At 56.0% G+C, this 16199-nt stretch carries 13 protein-coding genes; 8 read left to right on the plus strand and 5 right to left on the minus strand.

The features are described from left to right. Positions 1–9: 9 nt before the first annotated feature. From BUB22_RS10495 to trpS, 5 genes are all read right to left on the minus strand, one after another. The gene (locus tag BUB22_RS10495) at positions 10–1578 is read right to left on the minus strand and encodes a hypothetical protein (RefSeq protein ID WP_139258963.1); all 1569 of its coding nucleotides are present in this window, start codon (positions 1576–1578) and stop codon (positions 10–12) included. Between the two features lie 331 nt (positions 1579–1909). Then, a complete protein-coding gene (gene cysK, locus BUB22_RS10505; protein ID WP_073115091.1) occupies positions 1910–2842 on the minus strand; it encodes a cysteine synthase A in 933 nt (310 codons plus the stop codon). A 171-nt stretch (positions 2843–3013) separates the two neighbouring features. After that, complete coding sequence (locus tag BUB22_RS10510; protein WP_073115092.1) at positions 3014–4300, minus strand: O-acetylhomoserine aminocarboxypropyltransferase/cysteine synthase family protein; 1287 nt, start codon at positions 4298–4300, stop codon at positions 3014–3016. A gap of 390 nt (positions 4301–4690) precedes the next feature. After that, positions 4691–5149: an RrF2 family transcriptional regulator gene (locus tag BUB22_RS10515; RefSeq protein ID WP_072808740.1), complete on the minus strand. Its 459-nt coding sequence runs from the start codon at positions 5147–5149 to the stop codon at positions 4691–4693. A gap of 23 nt (positions 5150–5172) precedes the next feature. After that, positions 5173–6168 (minus strand): tryptophan--tRNA ligase, encoded by a 996-nt coding sequence (gene trpS / locus BUB22_RS10520; protein ID WP_073115093.1) that lies wholly within the window; start codon positions 6166–6168, stop codon positions 5173–5175. Positions 6169–6238: 70 nt separating this feature from the next. Here trpS and BUB22_RS10525 point away from each other — a divergent pair, with 70 nt between their 5' ends. The 8 genes from BUB22_RS10525 to BUB22_RS10560 all read left to right on the plus strand — a co-directional run bounded on the left by BUB22_RS10525 (position 6239) and on the right by BUB22_RS10560 (position 16199). After that, positions 6239–7396 (plus strand): ribonuclease D, encoded by a 1158-nt coding sequence (locus BUB22_RS10525; RefSeq protein ID WP_073115094.1) that lies wholly within the window; start codon positions 6239–6241, stop codon positions 7394–7396. Between the two features lies 1 nt (position 7397). Continuing rightward, complete coding sequence (locus tag BUB22_RS10530) at positions 7398–7988, plus strand: 5-formyltetrahydrofolate cyclo-ligase (RefSeq protein WP_254794721.1); 591 nt, start codon at positions 7398–7400, stop codon at positions 7986–7988. A 30-nt stretch (positions 7989–8018) separates the two neighbouring features. After that, positions 8019–8933: a TrmH family RNA methyltransferase gene (locus tag BUB22_RS10535; protein WP_073115095.1), complete on the plus strand. Its 915-nt coding sequence runs from the start codon at positions 8019–8021 to the stop codon at positions 8931–8933. A 59-nt stretch (positions 8934–8992) separates the two neighbouring features. Continuing rightward, positions 8993–10735, plus strand: a complete 1743-nt coding sequence (locus tag BUB22_RS10540; protein WP_073115096.1) for an AAA family ATPase — start codon at positions 8993–8995, stop codon at positions 10733–10735. 19 nt (positions 10736–10754) lie between these two features. After that, positions 10755–12092 carry a hypothetical protein gene (locus BUB22_RS10545; RefSeq protein WP_073115097.1) on the plus strand — a complete coding sequence of 446 codons (1338 nt, stop codon included), beginning with the start codon at positions 10755–10757 and terminating at the stop codon, positions 12090–12092. 48 nt (positions 12093–12140) lie between these two features. Then, positions 12141–13322, plus strand: coding sequence for a LysM peptidoglycan-binding domain-containing protein (locus BUB22_RS10550; RefSeq protein ID WP_072808753.1), 1182 nt, complete (start codon positions 12141–12143; stop codon positions 13320–13322). 125 nt (positions 13323–13447) lie between these two features. Continuing rightward, positions 13448–15487: a sensor histidine kinase gene (locus BUB22_RS10555; protein ID WP_073115098.1), complete on the plus strand. Its 2040-nt coding sequence runs from the start codon at positions 13448–13450 to the stop codon at positions 15485–15487. A gap of 1 nt (position 15488) precedes the next feature. Further along, positions 15489–16199 carry a response regulator transcription factor gene (locus tag BUB22_RS10560; RefSeq protein ID WP_072808757.1) on the plus strand — a complete coding sequence of 237 codons (711 nt, stop codon included), beginning with the start codon at positions 15489–15491 and terminating at the stop codon, positions 16197–16199.

Here is a 16199-nt window from a genome sequence, read left to right on the forward strand (position 1 = left end):
CCAAGAGTTTTACCAATCCTCTTCTTCGTCGTCGGCACCCCTCACGGCGCTCCAGATATCCGCCTGCGTCTTGAATTCGGGGAAAATACCGCCAAAGGACGGATCCCTGAATACAATGTATTCTTCGCCATCGTCAAGGAACGAAAGCGTTCCATCCATGAAGTCCAACAGAGAGGCCGTCTTCTTGCCGCTCTTGTCGGTGAAGTTGAAGGACGCAAGGTCGGATCCATCAAACTCGTAGTACGGGAGGAACTTCTCGATACCGTCGACATTCTCGAAATACTTGCGGGCATCAATCTTGATAGTCTGACCGCGGTATTTCACCTCGTACGTACCACGGGTAACCTTCAAGGCCGTATCCAGCCCGTCGAGAATTTCCTGGATATCGTCTATGCTGACATCCGCATCGGCTCCGTTGCCGACCACGTACAGGTCGTTGTCCTGGGAATTCTTCATCTTGCTCTCGTCAAGGCTGTACTGGAACGCGACACGTGCTTCCGTAATGGCACTATCGATAAGGCTCGGAACGGTCTTCCATGCCTTCTGCCTATCAGTGTAGATGGTCGTAAAGGTACCATCCAAGCCAACGAGCTTCACGAACTGCACAATGAAATCCTTCTGTGCCTGAGTGGGTTCTTCTTTCCCGATAGTCATGCCGTTAATGCCATTAATCCAATCATAGCTACCCTTGACATCAATCTCGATATTCATACTGGTCGCCATGATAATTGCTGCCTTCGTTGCAAACAGGCCACCCAGAGCAACACCGAATTCGCTGTTGTCGAGTTCACGTATATACTCGCCATCCCTGATGTTCAGGATATAGTCACCCTGCGCCATGATGTTCTGCATATAGGTTATCGCAGAATCCACCATCGGAGCGACTTCCTTGTCCAGGGCATCCTGGGCAATCTTGGTAAAGCTCTTATTCTTGGAAAGGTCGGCAAGCATTTTCGTAAATTCAGCAACGCTTTCAATACCATAATCATACCAATACTTGTAGTCATCGTATAGACCACGGAGAGTTTCGTTATTGGCTAGATCCACGATCGAGGCAACTGCATAGCCAAGCTGTGCGTTACAATTCTTAGAATCCTTATCAAGGATCTTCTTGTACATGGGCTTGACTTCGGCACTAAGGGACTTTGCCGCTTCCATATCCTTATCGGAGAAAGCCTCGAACATCTTGATGGACTTCTCGTTAATCAGGTCCAGCGCAAGCAGGGTTCCCTCATCGGACTGCATGTCGCACGCAGCGCGCTTGAAGCCATCATCATCAATCACGACCGCGGAAGACGATTCCACAGTTTTCTCACTAGAAGAGGATGTTGTCTTTTCTCCACTGGAAGATGACGTCTTGGATACACTAGAAGAAGACTTGTTGTCACTGGATGCAGGATTATCCTTACCCGTAGACGAGGAACTCCCCAAAAGCTTGTCAATGTCATCGAGAGTAAGCGATGACGAGCTGGACAAGGTATCGTCTTCCGGCGAGGTAGACGAATGGTCATCCGAGGAACAGGCCGAGAAAATGGCCAGCGAAAGAGCGGCTCCAACCAGAATAATTTTCTTCTTCATAGTGGTTCTCCTGTGATTGTTTAAGAAACAATATACCTTATTCCCGCCCAAAAAGCAATTTTTAATTTACATTTTTTGCACAAGCCCCTCAAAATCGTGATTTTCGCCACAAACGCACACCTTCGGTGTGCATGAGACTAGGGAGGAGCTCGTACGACGGCCCCTCCCTAAAACCCTCCCGACACGCTCAAACACGCGTTGCTTATGTTAAACGTCATGTCAGCGTGTTAGAGCATGCGCACACCTGCGGTGTGCCCCGGTGCAAAAACGGTGCCGCAGGCGCGACACCGTTTTTTTGTCTAATTGACGGAAAGATTATACTGCGAACCGCTTATTCCGCGAACAAGGCCGTAGAGAGGTAGCGATCGCCGGTATCCGGGAGAAGCGCGACGATGGTCTTGCCCTTGTTTTCCGGACGCTTGGCGAGTTCCTTTGCGGCCCAGAGAGCGGCACCGGAAGAAATACCCACGAGCACGCCTTCCTTCTTGCCGATTTCGCGACCGGCCTCGAAGGCGGCCTCGTTCTCGACAGCGATGATTTCGTCGTAGACCTTGGTGTTGAGCGTATCGGGAACGAAGCCCGCGCCAATACCCTGGATCTTGTGGGAGCCCGCGACGCCCTTGCTGAGCACCGGAGAGCTGGCCGGTTCCACAGCCACGACCTTCACGTTCGGGTTCTTGCTCTTGAGGAATTCACCCACGCCGGTCACGGTACCGCCAGTACCCACGCCCGCCACGAAGATATCGACCTTACCGTCGGTGTCTTCCCAGATTTCGGGACCGGTAGTGGCCCTGTGGGCGGCCGGGTTGGCGGGGTTCACGAACTGGCCCGGGATGAAGCTGTTCGGGATTTCCTTCGCAAGCTCGTCGGCCTTGGCGATAGCGCCCTTCATGCCCTTCGCGCCTTCGGTCAGCACGAGTTCGGCACCGTAGGCCTTCATCAGCTGGCGACGTTCCACGCTCATGGTCTCGGGCATCACGATGATGATGCGGTAACCGCGGGCGGCGGCGACAGAAGCAAGGCCGATACCGGTATTACCCGAAGTCGGCTCGATGATGACGGAACCGGCCTTGAGCTTGCCGCTCTTCTCGGCGTCGTCGAGCATCGCCTTCGCGATACGGTCCTTCACGGAACCTGCGGGGTTGAAGTATTCGAGCTTAGCCAAGATCTTTGCTTCGAGATTGTTCGAGGCTTCGATGTGGGTGAGTTCGAGGAGGGGGGTGTGACCAACAAGCTGGTCGGCGGAGGTGTAAATCTTAGACATTTTGAAATTCCTTTTTTTTGTGATCCCCGCTAGTGCGCGTAGCCATCAGAGCGGGGATCTTGTTTAAAATTTTGTTGATGTTAAGCCGCGGTCGACGGCCCGAATGAAAAGCCTACTACCAGGGCTAACATCGAACAGAATTAAGGTAAAGTCCGTACATACTATAATTCCTTAGATGGCGTTCAGTGCCTGGTCGAGGTCGTTGATGATGTCCTCGTAGTGTTCCGTTCCGATGGAGAGGCGGATCGTGGCGGGGCTGATACCTGCGGCGGCGAGTTCTTCCGGAGTGAGCTCGGAGTGAGTCGTCGTGTAGGGGTGCACCACCAGGCTCTTCACGTCGGCGACGTTCGCGAGCAGGCTGAAAATCTTGAGGCTGTCGATGAACTTGAAGGCCTCGGCCTGGCCACCCTTCACGTCGAACGTGAAGATGGAGCCGCCACCGTTCGGGAAGTAGCGTTCGTAGAGCTTGTGGTCCGGATGGTCGGCAAAGCTCGGGTGGTTGACTTTCGCGACCTTCGGGTGCTTCACGAGGAACTCGAGAACCTTCTTGGTGTTTTCCACGTGGCGGTCGAGGCGGAGCGAAAGCGTTTCCGTGCCCTGCAACAGAAGGAACGCATTGAACGGAGAAATCGCGGCACCTTCGTCACGCAGGAGAATGGCGCGGATGTAGACGATGTAGGCAGCGGCGCCGGCAGCGGCCGTGAAAGGCACGCCGTAGCTCGGGTTCGTCTCGGTAAACTGCGGGAACTTGCCACTTGCTGCCCAGTCGAACTTGCCGCCATCCACAATCACGCCGCCGAGGGTCGTACCATGACCGCCGATGAACTTCGTGGCAGAATGGATCACGATGTCGGCGCCATGTTCCAGCGGGCGAATCAAATAAGGCGTACCGAAGGTATTGTCGATGAGCACCGGAATCTTGTGCTTGTGGGCAATTTCAGAAATCGCCTCGATATCCGGGATATCGGAATGCGGGTTGCCAAGCGTCTCAATGAGCACGAGCTTCGTGTTGTCCTTAATAGAAGATTCGACTTCCTTCAGGTCGCGGGTGTTCACGAAGGTCGTCTCGATGCCGAACGGACGGAGCGTGTGTTCCAGGAGGTTGTAAGTACCGCCGTAAATCGTACGCTGGGCAACCACGTGGTCACCCTTACGGGCGAGAGCCGTGATGGCGTAGGTGAGGGCTGCAGCGCCAGAAGCGACGGCAAGGCCAGCGACACCGCCTTCAAGAGCGGCGATGCGCTTTTCAAAAACGTCCTGCGTCGTGTTGGTGAGGCGGCCGTAGATGTTGCCCGCATCCTTCAGGTGAAAACGGTCAGAGGCGTGCTGAGCGTTATGGAAAACGTAGGAGGTGGTCTGGTATATAGGAACCGCGCGGCTATCGGTTGCGGGGTCTGCCTGTTCCTGGCCAACGTGGAGCTGAAGAGTTTCGAAGTGGAGCTTGTTCTGAGTAGTCATGTGTGAAATTCCTTTTTTCTGTTTTGCCATCCCCTTGCGGGATGCCTGTTAAATAGTGCCCCTTTATTTCAAGCCGGGGCCCAGCCTGGCGGATTTAAGCTCCGCGAGCCTCACTTAGAGTACACATTCGATATTTCATAAGCTATCCTGCCTTCGCAAACTATCGTCTTGCTGTTTCTTGGTTTTAAAGTTCTTGGGCGGCGTTTCCGCCCGACGAGGAATAAATTAGAACTATTTTCCCACCTTTTCAATAGGAAAATAAGCCAGCATATAAGAATTTTGCTTACATTTTTCTTACTAATAGATTTTACCTATAACTGTTTATAAGACAAAGGAGGTGAACATAAAAAAAAAAGGAGGGTTAACCCCTCCTTAAATACTTGGCTTAGCCTATAGCCCGCAGTTCCAGGACTTTCCTGCAGGCACCTTCCCCTTGGCTTCGGGAGTATTGCGCAGGAACTGGTCGAGCTTGACGCTGTCCAGGTAATTCTTGATAAGGGAACTGAGCTCTTTCCATACCGGGAGCGTTGCGCAAATATCGGCGCGGTCGCAAGAATTCTTTTCGTCATCCAGGCACGCGACCGGCGCGACGGACGTTTCTACAAGCGAAAGGATTTGCCACACGCTACATTCCGCAGGGTCGCAGTCAAGCTTGTAACCGCCCGCCTTTCCGCGGGCACCCGCCAGCAACTTGCCACGCACCAGCGCACCCAAGATGCCTTCGAGATACTTTTCCGACAAGCCTTCCTTCTCGGCCAGTTCCTGCAACTTCACGTACTCGTCCTTGTCGTGCTGGGCAAGGTCGATCATCACGCGAAGAGCATATCTGCCTTTAGTAGAAATACGCATGTCTTTATCTCGAGCAGAACGTCCTAGTACGTGCCAAGCAGGCTACGGACCTTCTCCATCATGGCCTTGGACTTCACGCGGGCCTTCTCCTTGCCATACGCGAGAATCTTGTCGATTTCCTCGGTATGGTTCAGCAGGTAGAAATACTTTTCGCGGGCAGCACCCAAGTGTTCTTCGAGAACGTTCTGGAGTTCCTGCTTCGCGTGTCCCCAGCCCATGCCACCGGCGCGGTAGCGGGCAGCGAGAGCCTCGGTCTGTTCCGGAGTCGCGAAGAGTTTGTACAACTTAAACACGTTGCAGGTATCGGGATCCTTCGGTTCCTCGATGCCCTGGGAGTTCGTGACAATCTTGCCAATCTTCTTCTTGAGGGCCTTGCTCTCGAGGAAGATGTCGATGACGTTGTCGTAGGACTTGCTCATCTTGCGGCCATCGAGACCGGGGATGATGCCGGTCGTTTCCTGGAACACGGGTTCCGGAATCGTGAATACATCTTCGCCAAAATGCTTGTTGAACTTGATGGCGATATCGCGGGCGAATTCCACGTGCTGCTTCTGGTCCTTGCCCACGGGCACGATGTCAGCGCTGAACATCAAAATGTCGGCATCCATCAAGCACGGGTAGCAGTAGAGGCCCATGTTCACGTTCGCATCCGGGTCCTCGCCGGCGGCTTCGTTCTTCGCAACCTTGTCCTTGTAGGCGTGGGCGCGGTTCATAAATCCCTTCGGCGTAAAGCAGCTAAGCGCCCAGCTGAGTTCGAAAATTTCGGGAATATCGCTCTGCTTGTAGAACAGGCCCTCTTCGGGGTTGAGTCCCAGCGCAAGCCACGTCGCCGCAATCTTGTAGATGTTCGCGCGCATCTCGGCACCGTTCTGCACGGTGGTAAGGGCGTGGTAGTCGGCGATAAAGTAGACCGTATCGTAGGTCTTGGAAAGTTCAAGAGCGGGGCGGATGGCGCCCAGGTAGTTGCCTAAGTGCGGCGTGCCGGTGGGCTTGATGCCCGTAAGGGAAATCTTTTTCATGAGCGCAAATATAGCAAGATTTGCAGGAAGGCCAAAATCTACACGTGTTATTTATTTAAATTTATAGAAAATGATGCAGAACGAAAAATACATACTTGTAGATAACGAAGAAAGTCTTGCAAACCTTGTTGCGGACCTCGAACTCTACGATATGGCGGCCGTTGATACCGAGGCCGATTCCATGCACCATTACCATGCAAGGCTCTGCCTCATCCAGATTACCATCGGCGAACACCACTATATCGTGGACCCTCTCTGCGGAGTCGACATTTCTCCCCTGTTTTCCACGAAGGCGATGCAGACAGTCATTTTCCACGGTGCAGACTATGACCTGCGCCTGCTCTGGCAAGCCTACCAGTACTCCCCCAAGAGCATCTTCGACACGATGCTTGCCGCAAAGTTTCTGGGAGCGCAGCATCTCGGACTAGCCGACCTCGTGCGCGAGAACTTCGGCGACGAACTGAAGAAAGAAAACCAGCGCGCCGACTGGACCATAAGGCCCCTGCCGCTCGAAATGTGCGAATACGCCATCCACGACACGTTCTACCTGCACGAACTGTGTGCCATCCTTTCAGAAAAGCTGATTGCGGCCGGGCGCATGGGCTGGCTCATGGAGCAATGCAACGCCCTGATCGAGCACGCAAAGATGCCGAGCGAAAGGACCCGCGAGCAGTGGAGACTCACCGGTTCAAGCCTCTTCAACCCCTGCAGCCTGAATATTCTCAAGCATCTCTGGGAATGGCGCGAGGCCCAGGCCGAAGCCATGGACCGCCCGCCCTACAAGGTAATGCCCGCAGAACTCATGCTCGCCATCGTGCGGGCAATGAACGCGCACTATCCCGAAATCAAGATCGAGAACCTGCCCAAGCTGCCCCGCAACTTCAGGGACGAACGTCTTGATTCGTTCAAGGCGATGCTCGAGAGCGCAGTCGCCACTCCGGAAAGCGAATGGCCCGAACGCCTGCCCAAGGCGCCTCCCCCGCCGGTCATCCCGCACTCGGAACTTCTCGCCGCCCTCAAGATATGGCGCGACGAAGAAGCCGCAAAACTCAAACTTGACCCGTCCCTCCTTGCCAACAAGGGGCAACTCATCTGGCTCGCCGCTCCCGGCGACATGCCCTGGGAAGTACGCTACAACGAGGCGCACCTGATGGAATGGCAAAAGAAAATCTGGAACGGAATCCTCCGCGAAAAACTCCCTTCTGCAAAACGTATCGGCGAGGACTAGCATGAACATGGTCACCGCCTTTGTCGCAATCATCCTCGTGATGCTCGTATTCGGGAGCAGCCAGATCGTGGAACTCGTGCTCAAGAAGCGTCGCGAAAAACGGGGCGAAGACATCATCAGGGACCCGTGGACGGAGATTCACGAAATTCCCGGTTACAGGAACTCAAGGAACATCGCCGCGTTCTACCCGCTCAAGGGCGAGGCAAACATCATGCCCATCCTCGAGGAACTCGCGCTCGAAGGCAGGCTCCTTCTCCCGCGATGCGAGGGAGAGGGCATCATGAATTTCTACAAGGTAAATAGCCTGCGCAAGGACCTCGCGAAAGGACACTTCGGAATCATGGAACCGCGCGAAGGGCTCGAAAAATTCGAAGGCGAAATCCCCATATTCCTCGTTCCGGGCACAAAGTTCAACTGGGACGGATGCCGCGTAGGGCACGGCAAGGGCTACTACGACAGGTTTCTCGCCAAGTACCCCAAAGCGTACAAGGCGGGCATCGCGACGCCGGCACAAATATCGCAGGACCCCCTCCCGCAAAAGGAAACCGACATCCGGATGGACGTGATTATCGCCTGCAAGGAACGGTACTAGGAAGCATTCACAATTAAACGGAGTATTTCAATGGGTTTCAACAATGACGGCAACCGTCGCGGTTTCAGCAGCGACCGCAGGCAAGAATTCGGATACGAGCGCCGGTTCGAAAAGAGGTTCGACAACCGTGGCGAAAAAAAGTTCGACAGGCGTCCGCCTGCAGAAAAAGTCGTCACCGCCATGGGCGATGCCGACGCCAAGCCCCAGGTCGCGGTCGGCGGCATCAAGGAAGTCACCGACGTGCTTACCAAGGAACCACTGAAGGTCCACCGCGTGCTCTTCATGCACCAGTCCGGAAACCCGAAACTCTACGAACTGCAGAAACTCGCAAAGAAGGCGCACGTTCACGTGCAGCAGGTCGACGGTAAAATCCTTGACAGCTACGCGCGCCCGAATCAGGGTGTAGTCGCCCTCATGAACGAGAAGGAACTTCTCGGCTGGCTCGACGTGCGCGAGGAACTGTTCGCCGCAAAGGAAAAGGGCGAGAAGAAACTCATCGCAGTCGCGACAAACATCGAGGACCCGCGCAACCTCGGGGCATGCATCCGCAGTTGCCTCGCCCTCGGGGTCGACCTGTTCCTGATACCCGCAAAGGGAATGTGCGGGATTACCCCGAGCGTCGCCCGCACGTCTGCCGGCGCGCTCGAGAAGATGCGCGTATGCAGGCCCGACAACCTCGAGGCCGCCATCGGTGAACTCAAGATGGCCGGCTACCAGGTCGTAGGCCTTGACGCCGATACCGAAACAAACCTCGCCGACTACAAGTTCGCAGACCAAGTCGTTATCGCCGTCGGCGGCGAAGACGTAGGCCTCCCGCCGTTCGTGAAAAAGCAGTGCGATGCCATCCTCCGCATCCCGATGATGCCCGAGGCCCATTCCTACAACGCGTCCGTGGCCCTCTCGCTCGGGCTATACGAATTCGCGAGGCTCCGCATCAAGGCATAGGGCCAACGCGCCACCGGCAAAAAATTATCTTGAAACCATAGACAGCACAGAGGTCTCTTATGGAAAGCGCAAGAAAAATCATCAACACGTTCCTCAAGACGAAGTACAGCCCGAACGAACTGAAGGGCGAACTCTTCAAGGTGGGCGAAGCCGCCAAGGAAGAGGGCTGGACCTTCATGGACGCGAGTTTCCAGCTTGGCGGAAAGGCCCGCGACGAAGGGCTTTCTCCGGACGAAGTTGAACAGATCCTTCGCCGCGCATTCTCCTCCGAGAAACGTTCCTCCGAACGCGAAGAAACCCCTGCCGCACCCGCAGCACCCGCTGCCGCTGCGCAGGCGGAACCTGCCGCCATGGCAGCCCCGGTAAAACCCGCGATAATATCGCCGCTTTCTACCGGCATGATTTCGATGGAGCAGATGCTTGCGCTCGGCCTCGACACGCAGTCCATGGAACTGTTGCAGAACTTCAAGATCGACCCCGAAGCGCTTTCCATCCCGTGGCCTGCAGCCGACTGGCGCAAGGACCTCGCGAAGCTCCTGGACATCGCCTTCGAGACCGATGAGACCATCGAGTTCAAGATTTCGGACACGCCGAACGCGACGTCGGAACTCGTGTCGAACATCGTGGGCCGCGACGACGCCATCAAGAAGATAATGAAGAGCCTCGACAGCCAGGAAGGCGCGCTCATCTGCGTGAACGCGACCAAGGGCGGGGCCGACGCCGGCGACGAAAGCTGGCGCTACCGCTACGCCGTCATCGACAACCCGAAGATGTCCTTGGCCAAGCAGCTCGCCTACTACAAGGCATTGAACCTCCCGTGCGCCGCCCTCGTGAACACAGGCGCAAACTCCGTGCAGGCGTGGGTAAAGATTGGCGCGAACGACCGCGAGGAATACGACGAGCGCATTGACTTCCTGTTCAAGACGCTCGACTCCCAGGGATTCAAGGTGGACGCCTCCAACAGGAGCCCCACCATGATGGCCCGCATGCCGGGCGTGCTCCGTGGTGGCAAGCAGCAATACCTCATCGGCACCGAACAGGGCGCGAAGAACTTCAAGGAATGGAAGGAATGGGTCGAGTACTCCCTCGACGGCAAGCCGCTTATCGAACTTGCCAGCGACAGCGAGGAACCGCCGAAAAAGGACGCGAGCATTATCGAGAACATGCTGCGCGCAGGCGAATTCTTCCTGTTCCAGGCTCCGCCCAAGAGCGGAAAGTCGCTCGCCCTCATGGACATGGCGCTTTCCATCTGCTACGGCGAGGACTGGTTCGGCAACAGCACTTCTTCCAACGACGTGCTGTTCATCAACTTCGAACTCACGAAGTCCGTGTTCCTGAACCGCCTGCACCTGCTCGGCAACAAGCGCGGGCTCAACGCGAGCACCCCGAAGTTCGGCTTCCTGAACCTGCGCGGTACGGCTCTCTCCCCGCTCGAAACCGCACAGCTTATCGCAAAGAGAATCGAGGGCGCCAAGAAACTCGAGAACCACGACTACCGCGTCGTGGTCATCGACCCGATATCCGCCGTGCTCCACAACCCGAAGTCCATGCGACTCACCGGCTCGCCGCACCAGATTCTGATGCAGATGGTCGATACCATCATCGCGCTTACCGGGTGTGCAGTCGTTACCGCATGCAATAACGACGAGTACCCGTATCTCGAATCCCGCGCCGACAGCGTCATATCGCTTTCACCGGTGGAAGGCGGCCTGAACCTGTTCCAGATAAACGGCTCGTTCCGCGAATTCCCGAAGATGCTCGCACGCGAATGCTCGTGGATTTACCCGCGGTTCCTCGTATAGTTACAAAGAGTTCTAGCAAATGTTCGACAGACAAAAGAAATACTCCACTCGCGCTCCCAAGAAGCTTGTCGCAGGCAGGTTCCACAGCGCTCCCGCAAAGTCCGTCCCCGAAAAGGACTCTGCAGCGAAGAAGGCTACCCCCGTACGCAGGGTCCTTCCGTTCGAAGAAATCAAACGGCAGCTTACGGCATGGGCCGAAGACAACCGCATTCCCGGAAAGTTCCAGGCTTGGTTCACCAAGGAACCCGCGAACGACCACTGCGACTGGCGCATACTGAACAAGCTCGTAAACAACCACGAATCGCTCGTGCTCGACGCCCCCGCACGCGACATGGATGCACCCGCAGTAGTGAAGAACGTTTTCGACCAGCTGCACAAGGACCACCTGCACACGCTCAAGAAGGCTCTGCGCCAAATCTGGTTCAGGGCCACCGGCGACGGACGCTACGCGCTCCTCGTGCAGGCGAACATCCACGGGCGCAATTCCGGCCACGAGATAAAGTCGTTTATCGAATTTTTGCAGCACAACTGCCCGCAGGTCATCAGCTGCCACCAAGTGCAGTGCACGCCGAACCACCTGTTTGACCCCGCCCTCCTGCAGAACACGCGCGTCGACGTGAAGGCCGCGTTCGGGAGCGCGTTCATGCCCATCGCGGGCACGGGCATTTCCATGCACGTGCTGGACTGGGCCCCCAGAATGAAGGACGCGTGGCTGGAACTCCCCCTCCGTATCAAGGACGCAGTCCACCCCGCGAAAGGCGACCGCTTCTTCGAGTTCTACAGCGCATCGGGCTACGTTTCCGCAAGCCTCGCCCAGGACTTCGAGCAGGTCGAATCCCTCGACTGTCGCGAGACCGCGATGGAATCCGCAAAGATGAACGCGCGCAGCCTTGCAGGCAACAACATGCGTTTCCACCGCAGCCACCTGGACCGCGCCTTCCTCGAAAAGTTCTTCGGTAAGCGCGACAACGAGGGCAAGTGGACATTCTACCTCAACGAACCCGAGGCAGAACCCATCACGAGCGACCTCGTGCAGGCCATCGCCGCCTCGCGCCCCGAGCGCATCCTGTTGCAGGTGACCGACCTCGAGAACGCCGCAAAGCAAATCAAGCGGTTCCGCGCCGAGGGCTACATGCTCCGCAAGAACATCCCGCTCTACCTGGAACCGGGCAGCGGCAAGTTCGAGCTGCTCATGCTGTTCGTACCCGACCGGGCGGGTCTTTTGGGCGGATTTGCGGCCCAGAACGGCCAAAAACGCTCCGTCAAGCGCCCCCAGGAGCGCATTTCGGGCAAAAATCAGGCCGATATACCCCATTTTGTGCAAAAAAGGGGTACTCCCAGGGCAAGAAAAGATTAAATTATAAGCAGTTAACTCGTTTTCATTCAAAGGGTTACAAGGTTTTCTATGAATTTCTTCAAGTGTGCGACAATCACCCTCGGACTTTCGGCCCTGGTCGTTTCCGCCTACGTGGTCAAGGAAGGCGACACCCTCTGGGACCTGAGCGACGAATACCTGCACGACCCGTTCGCCTGGCCCGACCTCTGGGAAAACAACAGGCACATCCAGGACCCCCACTGGATTTACCCGGGCGATTCCATCTACCTGGGCGACAGCGTACGCGAAGAACCCGTAATGCAGATCCCGGCCGACAAGAAGAAATACCCCTGCAAGGCGGCTGTAGCCGATTCTAACCTCCCGAAGGGCAAGGGCTACCAGATCCAGAGCGTCGGCTGCGACGAGAACGACGAACGCAACGGCGAATTCGAGAACATGCTCGGCAACCTCCGCGACAAGGACAAGAAGCAGAAGAAAAAGAAACAGGAAGCGGATTCCTACTACTACAAGAAGCGCCCCGAGCCGAAGATTTTCAACGGCTACTACCAGATTCTCGCCCCTGAAATCTACACGCTCGATTCCCTGAAGAACGACAGCAGCTTTATCTCCATCCGTTCCGGCGAAAAGAAGGAACCCATCCTGCACATTCCCGAAATGGAAGTGGTCGTGGGCATCGGCAAGAAGACCTACCCGAATCTCAAGAAGGGTGACCTCGTAGAAATTCTCGACGCGAAGAAAATCGAAGTGCCGGCCCGCAGTGGCGGTTTCGAGAAGTTCGCGCTTCTCAAGCTTTCGGGCGTTGCAAAGATTGTCGCCATCGGTGACACGCTTTCTCGCGCGATGATCATGCAGAGCTTCCGCGAAATCAAGATTAACCAGTCGAAGGCCCGCCTCAAGCAGCCGATCAGCCCCATCAACGTTACCGGCTATGGCGACGTTCCCGAGTCCAACATCGATTCCATGGCGCAGATCCGCTACGCGATGGACCCGATGCTCATCATCGGCAGCTATTCCTACGTGCTTATCGACAAGGGCGCCGAACAGGGTTACGGTACGGGCGACGCCATCGCCATCTGGGAAGCCGACAAGTCCGACGCCTCCATCCCGCCGCGCCTGCTCGGCAGGGGCATAATTGCACGCGCATCGCAAAACGAAGCGGCAGTGCTTGTCCGCGAAGCCTATTCCAACAACCGCCGCATCGAAACCGGCCACAGGGTCTCCGTGACCCACAAGGCGAACATAGCCAAGTGACAAAGGCTCTCCTCATCACGGCAGGTCTTGCCCTCTCGCTCTCGATGCTGCTCATGGCAAGTTGCGTCCTGGTACTTCTATTCCCAAGTATCTCGGCGAGCCTACCCCTATAAAGCGGGGTGGCGATGCACTTCTCGAAAGGAAACCTGATACTCATTCTCGTGTTCGTGGGCGGCATCATTTTGCCCACGGCAATCCTGTCGTTCCTCGGGTTCCGGAACATCCAGAACGAGATGTTCCTCGCGCAAAAGAACTTCGACGAGAACCAGGCCGCACTCGAGAAAGACATCGAGGATGCCATCGAGAAGGAACAGGAAAAAATCTACCAGGAAACGAAGGCTGCATCGCTGTTCCTGTACGAACAACCGCGCAGCCTGCTCGAATTCGGCAACGCGGCCTCGTTCAAGGACGTCGCGGGCATCGAGGCCATATTCCTCTACAACAACGGCAAACTCGTCTACCCCGATATTTCCTCGAAGCACTTCTACCCGACGCACGACTTCTCGTCGGTCGTCGCAAGCGTCAACGAGCAGAGACTCTTCGAGGCAGAACAGGACACCAGTAGTCGCGAAGTCCTTCTCCACAGGCTCATCAAGACCAACTCTCCGTTCATCACCAAGAACGAGCAGGTGGTGAACATACTCGGGATTATACGCCTCTGCTACAAGGAAAAGAACTACGAAGAGGCCCTCAAGTGGCTGAAGGTCCTCGAAAGCAACCCGCACCTGCAGGGCTACCTGCACGCGGACCTCACGCGTTCGGTGAACCTGCTGCACTTCGAAATCCTCGTCAAGCAGAAGAAGCACGCCGAAGCCGAGGACTACAGCCTCTCCGTGCTGAACCAGTTCCTGCAGAGCGAAAGCATCGAGGACATCCCTTCGGCAAAGTTCTTCTTCGAGACGGCCTTCTCGCAAATACTTTCATTCGAGGACCTCTCCCAGGAGAAGCGCGAATCGTTCTGGAACCTGCGTGCGAACTTCAACCGCCAGCTGGGCTACATGGAAATCCTTTCCAAGTACCGCAAGAACTTCGAAGACCTCCTGAGCAACGACTTCATGTCGAAGGACGGAATCCTCTACCGGAGCAGGGACGATGTTACCTTGTTCAAGATGGGCTACCCCTTCCTTTCGGGCAACCAGATTGTAATTGCAAAGATTGACACCGAAGCGTTTCGCGCGCGCCTCATCGAGAGAGTCAAGAACGTATCGCAGCGCTGGAAGAACGTTCCCTTCTCCATTATCGACGAGAAGGATTCCCTGCTCGCGGGCGCCATCCCTGACAGTTCGGGCGTGATATCGCAGACGCGCATTTCGGGAGCGTTCGACTGGGAATTTTCGCTCTACGAAAAAGACATGAAGGAAATCCGCAGGGAATCGCGCCAGCGCATGTACCTGATGTACGGTCTGTTGCTGTTCTCGCTCATCACGGTCGTGTTCGGTTCGTTCTTCATGCTGCGCTTTATCATCCAGGAACACAAGCTTCTCGCAATGAAGGCGAACTTCCTTTCGAGCGTATCGCACGAACTCAAGACGCCGCTCACCTCCATCAAGATGTTCGCCGAGATGATGGCCCGCGGGCGCGTCACCAAGGTCGAGAAGGTCCAGGAATACTCCGGGCTTATCGGCAAGGAGGCTACCCGCCTCGAGAACCTCATCGGGGCAATCCTCAACTACACCCGCATGGAGCACGGCACGGGCGCGTTCAAGTGGGAACGCCTCGACTTCTCGGTATGCGCGAAGAAGGTGTTCGAGGCCGTCGAGGATATCGGGGTCGAGAAGGGGCTCGAGTTCCATACAAAGTTTGAACCCGGCGCCTACGTGATGGGCGACTACACCGCGCTCTACAGCCTCGCCCAGAACCTCATCGAGAACGCCATCAAGTACACGAACGCTCCCGGCGAAATCACCATCAGCGTCTATAACGAAGAAGACCGGGCCGTATTTTCTGTCGCCGACACGGGAGTCGGCATCGATTCTTCTGAACAAAAGAATATATTTAACGATTTCTACAGGGTCGGTGACGAAATGACCCGCAGTACAAAGGGTTCCGGACTCGGGCTTGCCATCGTGAAGAGGGTCGCCGAAACGCACAAGGCAACCATCTCGCTATCGAGCAAACTGGGCAAGGGTTCTACATTTACTGTCAGATTCAAGAAGGTGGACTGATATGCAACACAAGATACTCATCGTTGAAGACGAAGAAATCATCCGGCTCGGGCTCCAGGATAACTTTGAGCTCGAAAACTACATTGTCGAGACCGCCGCCGACGGCGAAGAGGCCGTCGCGAAGGCGGACTCGTTCCTGCCCCACCTCGTCATTCTCGACCTGATGATTCCCAAGAAAAGCGGGTTCGAGGTCTGCCGCATCATACGCAAGAAGCACCCGGAATGCTTCATCATCATGCTTACCGCAAAGACCGAAGAAACGAGCAAGGTCGCAGGCCTTGAAATGGGCGCCGACGACTACGTAACCAAGCCCTTCTCCATACTCGAACTGCTCGCCCGAGTGAAGGCGTTCCTGCGACGCACCGAAGTCGCCGCCCCGCAAGAGGCGCCCGCCCCGCAGGCGCAAGATTCCATCGACTTTGCCGACATCCACCTGGATTTCAAGAAGTACGAGGCCACGAAGGGCGGCGAACCGCTCGAGATGTCCGCCCGCGAATTCCAGATTCTCAAGTACTTCTGGCAGCACCGCGGCGAGGTCGTTCTCCGCGAAGACCTGCTCACTGACATCTGGGGCTACACTCCCGACAACATGCCCTCGACGCGCACCATCGACAACCATATCGTGAACCTGCGCAAGAAACTCGAGGACGACCAGACGAACCCGAAAATCATCGTTTCCATCCGCGGCGCGGGCTATAAGTTCGACGCATAA

The organism is Fibrobacter sp. UWCM, assembly GCF_900129735.1.
In the GTDB taxonomy this organism is placed as follows: Bacteria; Fibrobacterota; Fibrobacteria; order Fibrobacterales; family Fibrobacteraceae; genus Fibrobacter.

Coding starts and splice junctions, on each gene's coding strand:
- BUB22_RS10555 (WP_073115098.1), top strand. CDS start 13,448: ATGCACTTCTCGAAAGGAAACCTGATACTCATTCTCGTGTTCGTGGGC.
- cysK (WP_073115091.1), bottom strand. CDS start 2,842: ATGTCTAAGATTTACACCTCCGCCGACCAGCTTGTTGGTCACACCCCC.
- BUB22_RS10535 (WP_073115095.1), top strand. CDS start 8,019: ATGGGTTTCAACAATGACGGCAACCGTCGCGGTTTCAGCAGCGACCGC.
- BUB22_RS10525 (WP_073115094.1), top strand. CDS start 6,239: ATGATGCAGAACGAAAAATACATACTTGTAGATAACGAAGAAAGTCTT.
- BUB22_RS10530 (WP_254794721.1), top strand. CDS start 7,398: ATGAACATGGTCACCGCCTTTGTCGCAATCATCCTCGTGATGCTCGTA.
- BUB22_RS10560 (WP_072808757.1), top strand. CDS start 15,489: ATGCAACACAAGATACTCATCGTTGAAGACGAAGAAATCATCCGGCTC.
- BUB22_RS10540 (WP_073115096.1), top strand. CDS start 8,993: ATGGAAAGCGCAAGAAAAATCATCAACACGTTCCTCAAGACGAAGTAC.
- BUB22_RS10545 (WP_073115097.1), top strand. CDS start 10,755: ATGTTCGACAGACAAAAGAAATACTCCACTCGCGCTCCCAAGAAGCTT.
- BUB22_RS10550 (WP_072808753.1), top strand. CDS start 12,141: ATGAATTTCTTCAAGTGTGCGACAATCACCCTCGGACTTTCGGCCCTG.
- trpS (WP_073115093.1), bottom strand. CDS start 6,168: ATGAAAAAGATTTCCCTTACGGGCATCAAGCCCACCGGCACGCCGCAC.
- BUB22_RS10495 (WP_139258963.1), bottom strand. CDS start 1,578: ATGAAGAAGAAAATTATTCTGGTTGGAGCCGCTCTTTCGCTGGCCATT.
- BUB22_RS10510 (WP_073115092.1), bottom strand. CDS start 4,300: ATGACTACTCAGAACAAGCTCCACTTCGAAACTCTTCAGCTCCACGTT.
- BUB22_RS10515 (WP_072808740.1), bottom strand. CDS start 5,149: ATGCGTATTTCTACTAAAGGCAGATATGCTCTTCGCGTGATGATCGAC.